This window comes from Streptomyces xingningensis (genome assembly GCF_054957865.1).
Genome location: NZ_JBDJPF010000130.1, coordinates 1 through 4601, shown reverse-complemented (window position 1 = coordinate 4601; position 4601 = coordinate 1). Strand labels below are relative to the sequence as shown.

3 protein-coding genes and 1 pseudogene are annotated in these 4601 nt (G+C 69.5%); all 4 read left to right on the top strand.

What is annotated here, in order from left to right; translation table 11 throughout:
* The first annotated feature begins 371 nt into the window (after positions 1 to 371).
* A complete protein-coding gene (locus tag ABCR83_RS32185; protein WP_462698800.1) occupies positions 372 to 3431 on the top strand; it encodes a nitrate- and nitrite sensing domain-containing protein in 3060 nt (1019 codons plus the stop codon).
* A 1-nt stretch (position 3432) separates the two neighbouring features.
* On the top strand, positions 3433 to 3855 hold the full coding sequence (locus tag ABCR83_RS32180) for a roadblock/LC7 domain-containing protein (protein WP_344031778.1): 423 nt from the start codon (positions 3433 to 3435) through the stop codon (positions 3853 to 3855).
* A gap of 81 nt (positions 3856 to 3936) precedes the next feature.
* Positions 3937 to 4485: a DUF742 domain-containing protein gene (locus ABCR83_RS32175; RefSeq protein WP_462698799.1), complete on the top strand. Its 549-nt coding sequence runs from the start codon at positions 3937 to 3939 to the stop codon at positions 4483 to 4485.
* Positions 4466 to 4601: pseudogene (locus ABCR83_RS32170) on the top strand (ATP-binding protein); the annotation flags it as partial. The gene ABCR83_RS32175 and the pseudogene ABCR83_RS32170, both read left to right, overlap by 20 nt.

Here is a 4601-nt window from a genome sequence, read left to right as displayed (position 1 = left end):
CGAAGCCAAAAGCGCCCTCATCACCCTCGTCGAACACGCCCTCATGGCCCGGCTCAAGTGACCGCCGCCGCAAGGCGGTGGGCTGTGTGATTGAACACGGGCCGGCCCACGGTTCATAACATTTCGACTGTTGAATTGGCCGGACGCGACCACCCGACGCGTTCGGCCGGTTTCACTGCGCGCACAATTCGCCCGCCTTTTGAAGGCTGTCGCGCTTAATGCCCGTTTTATGTCGGGCATGCTGCGCCGGGCAGCGGCTCTGCCCAGTGTTTGGAACGCACTGCCCGGCATGCTGGAATTTCCCGAACTGAGCAGTCATGGCTCAGCCGAACGACGGCACGAGGACAGTGCGCCGAGAGGTTGTTGGACGAGTGAGGCGAAGAAAGACCGGCACCGCGCAGCAGACACGAGACGCGCGGGGCAACTTCACACCGCCGTCGCGTGCGGCGGTGCCGCCTTCCGACGTTCCCGAATCCCCCGCCGCGCCGCCGAGCCGCGGCGGCCGTCTCTCGCCCCGCAACTGGCGGGTGCCCACCCGGCTGAACGCCATCCTGCTGATACCGGTGCTGGTCGCCCTCGCCTTCGGTGGCCTCGATGTGAAGAAGTCCATCGACACCTGGGTGGAGGCCGAGGACGCCGCGAAGACCGCCCGGCTGGTGCGGGCCGCCGGCAGCTACGCCCACGCCGTGCTCCAGGAGCGCGACGGGTCCGCGATACCCCTGCTCGAGAACAAGACCGACGACCCGGGCGTCAAGAAGCTCCGGGACGCCACGGACACCGCCCGCGAGGAGTTCGACAGGGCCGCCAAGAGCATGCCGGACACCGCAAGCCTGCAGCGCAGGCTGAAGGCCGTCCGGGACGCCGAGCAGAAGCTCGACGACATCCGCAGGACCGCCTACAAGAGCGTCCAGACCGAGGACGCCTACGGTTCCATCCAGCGCCCGCTGATGGCCTTCGCCAATGAGCTGGGTCTGGGCACCGGCAGCTCCGCGGGCTCCTACGGCCGCACCATGTACGCGGTCTCCCTCGCCCAGGCCGCCGAGTCGCTGCAGCGCTCCATGGGCACCCATCTGCTGGCGAAGCCCGATCTGAGCACCAAGGACCGCACATTCCTGCTGACGTCCTTCTCCTCGTACAAGTTCATGGAGTACATCTCCGAGGACGAGTACAAGACGGGCGGCTCCGAGGCCGACCTCAAGCGGCTCGAATCCGCGCTCCCCGACCAGGCCCAGATGCAGAAGCAGGACAGGATGGCCGCCGCCATCATGTCCAATGCGTCCGCGGCACAGTTGAAGGCCCAGGGCATCACTCCGCAGACCTGGTTCGCCACCGCCACCGGCAAGTTCGACGCCTACCGCGCCGTGGAACAGCACCTGGCCGACACCGCCGTGGACGACGTCGAGCAGATTTCCTCGACCGCCCAGCGGGACGCGATCGTCAACTCGGCGATCGTGGTGGTCGCCCTGCTCGCCGCCTTTGTGGTGGCCGGGCGAATGGCCCGCTCGATGAGCCGCAGCATGCGCCGGCTGCGCACCGCCGCCTTCGACGTCGCCGAGCAGCGCCTGCCCGCACTGGTCGACCAGCTGTCACGGACCGACCCGGGCCGCGTCGACACCCGGGTACAGCCCATCCCGATCACCACCAAGGACGAGATCGGCGAGGTCGCCCGCGCCTTCGACCAGGTGCACCGCGAGGCCGTCCGGCTCGCCGCCGAGCAGGCCCTGCTGCGGGGCAACGTCAACGCGATCTTCACCAACCTCTCCCGCCGCAACCAGAGCCTGATCGAGGGCCAGCTGACCCTCATCACCGCGCTGGAGAACAACGAGGCCGACCCGGACCAGCTGGAGAACCTCTTCCGGCTGGATCACCTGGCCACCCGCATGCGGCGCAACGGCGAAAACCTCCTGGTCCTCGCGGGCGAGGAGCCCGGCCGCCGCTGGGACCAGCCGATCCCGCTGGTGGACGTGCTGCGCGCCGCCGCCTCCGAGGTGGAGGCCTATGAGCGCATCGAGCTGAGCGGCGTCCCGGAGGCCGACATCCACGGCCTGGCCGTGACCGACCTGGTGCACCTGCTCGCCGAGCTGCTGGAGAACGCGACCACCTTCTCCTCCCCGCACACCAAGGTCCGCATCACCGCGACCCGGCTGCCCGACGGCCGGGTGATGGTCGAGATCCACGACAAGGGCATCGGGCTCACCCCCGAGGACTTCGCCGACATCAACCACAAGCTGGCCAACCCGCCGACCGTGGACGTGGCGATCTCGCAGCGCATGGGCCTGTTCGTGGTCGGCCGCCTGGCGATGCGGCACGGCATCCGCGTCCAGCTGCGCCCCTCGGGCGAACAGGCGGGCACCACCTCGCTGGTGATGCTGCCGGACGCCATCACCCACGGTGGCGGTGGCGAGGACGAGCAGGCCGGTGCCGATGACTTCACGGTGTCCCGGATCGTGCCCGAGCAGCAGTCGGCGCCCATCGCCCAACTGCGGACCGCGGCCGAACTCGGCTTCGACGACTCCCGATACGAGCCCGGGCAGCAGTCCGGCATCCCCACCCTGGACCCGCTCGGCCGGTCCCGGCTGCGCGAGGAGCGGCGCGCCGCGCTGGGAGAGACACAGGGGACCCAGCAACCCGCCAACGCCGAAAACGCCTCCGCAGGGCCGCCGTTCCCCATGGAACCGCCACAACAGCCCTTTGCCCGGCCGCAGCCCGAACCGCAGCCGCAACAGCCGTATACGGAAGCCGCCCATCCAGAGCCCGGCTTCCTGGACCAGCAGACGTACGGCGACCACAACGCGCCCACCCACCAAGGCGAGTGGGCCGTGCCCGCCCCGGAGTCAAGTCCGTACCAGTATGGGTACACGGCGGGTTACGCAGCGGAATCGGAATCCTTGCCGACCGCTGACACGGCGCAGCCGGAGCGCGTAGAGTTCGACCGTCCGGGCCCCGCTTCGAGCGGCTCCCCCTCGCTGACCGGGTCCGGTCTGCCGCGCCGCGAAAAGCAGTGGCAGCAACCCGAGACGGGCGAGGAGGCCACAAGGGACGGCGGTGAACGGGAGCGGTCCCAGCAGGAGGTCACACAGCAGGCTCAGGAGGGTGACAAGCCCGACCGGCAGTCGGCCAATGACGAGCGCTGGCACCGCGCCGAGCAGCTCCGAGCACCGAAGGCCGGCGGAGTGACCCCCTCCGGTCTCCCGCGCCGGGTGCCCAGGGCCAATCTGGTCGAGGGCAAGGCCGCGGAGACCGCCCAGGGCGGCCCGCAGATCTCCCGCGCGCCGGAGGATGTCCGCGGCAGGCTCGCGAATCTGCGTCGCGGTGTCCAACAGGGGCGCAGCGCGGGGACGGACTCCTCGGAGTACCCCGCGAACACCGAGCAGCGTCAGCAACACGACCAGGGCTTCGGCCCCGGCGGCACCTACGATCAGGAGCGTTAGTGTGAGCCCGATGAGCCAGGCGGCGCAGAACCTGAACTGGTTGATCACCAGTTTCGTGGAGAGCACCCCAGGGGTGTCCCACACCGTCGTGGTCTCCGCCGACGGACTCCTTCTGGCGATGTCCGAAGGGTTTCCGCGGGACCGTGCGGACCAGTTGGCGGCGGTGGCCTCCGGCCTGACCTCGCTGACGGCCGGCGCGTCCCGGATCTTCGAGGGGGGCGCGGTCAACCAGACCGTGGTGGAGATGGAGCGCGGCTTCCTCTTCATCATGTCCATCTCGGACGGCTCCTCACTGGCCGTCCTCGCCCACCCGGAGTGCGACATCGGCCTGGTGGGCTATGAGATGGCCCTGCTGGTCGACCGCGCGGGCAACGTCCTGACGCCCGACCTCCGCGCCGAACTGCAGGGAAGCCTTCTCAACTAGCAAAGAGGCAGTGCGTTTAGCGCCACCGCGCCTTAAGGTGCGGTGGCGCGAGCAGCAGACAGGAAAGTCGGAGGAGGAGACGTGGCAACGCCCCCAGGCGGTTACCCGTATGGCAATGATCAGCAGGCTGGGCCGCCGCCGAACCGCTTCAACTTCCCCTCTGCGCCAACGCCAAGGGCCCAGCCCGAGCCAGTGCGTCCACCCCAGATGCCGCAGCATCTGCCTCCGCAGGTCCCGCCGCAGCAGCACCGGCGCGCGGCAGCACCGGGCGCCAGGGGCGGCGGCGCGCACAACCCGCTGGTCCGCCCGTATGCCATGACCGGTGGCCGGACCCGGCCGCGTTACCAGCTCGCCATCGAGGCGCTGGTGCACACCACGGCCCAGCCGGCCCAGCTCCAAGGGCAGTTGCCGGAACACCAGCGCATCTGTCATCTGTGCCGCGAGATCAAGTCGGTTGCCGAGATCTCGGCACTTCTGTCCATTCCGCTCGGCGTCGCCCGAATCCTCGTCGCCGACTTGGCCGAGGCCGGGCTCGTCGCCATCCATCAGCCCGGCGGCGACGCGGCCGCCGGCGGCCAGCCTGACGTGACACTGCTCGAAAGGGTGCTCAGTGGACTTCGGAACCTCTAGCGGCGAGGCGGTCCGCTCCACGACCTCCGCGAAGATCGTGGTGGCCGGTGGTTTCGGCGTGGGCAAGACCACGTTCGTCGGCGCGGTCTCGGAGATCAACCCGCTGCGCACCGAAG